The organism is Stenotrophomonas sp. GbtcB23, assembly GCF_019091045.1.
GTDB lineage: Bacteria > Pseudomonadota > Gammaproteobacteria > Xanthomonadales > Xanthomonadaceae > Stenotrophomonas > Stenotrophomonas rhizophila_A.
Genome location: NZ_JAGXKC010000508.1, coordinates 1 through 254, shown reverse-complemented (window position 1 = coordinate 254; position 254 = coordinate 1). Strand labels below are relative to the sequence as shown.

At 65.0% G+C, this 254-nt stretch carries 1 pseudogene; it reads left to right on the top strand.

The features are described from left to right. A pseudogene (locus KVS69_RS19935) lies at positions 1-254 on the top strand (2-hydroxyhepta-2,4-diene-1,7-dioate isomerase); the annotation flags it as partial.

The window sequence follows — 254 nt, the reverse complement described above, 5'->3', positions numbered from 1 at the left end:
TGCGTGTTGGCGAGCCGGGCCATGAAAAGCCGGCAATCCTGGATGACCAGGGCAAGATCCGTGACCTTTCCGGCCATGTGGCCGATCTCGCCGGGGCCGCCATTTCCCCGGAAGGGCTGGCGAAGATCGCCGCTAACGATCCCAAAAGCCTGCCGGAACTGCAGCCGGCCCGCATCGGCCCCTGCGTGGCCGGCACCGGCAAATTCATCTGCATCGGCCTCAATTATTCCGACCATGCCGCCGAAACCGGTGCC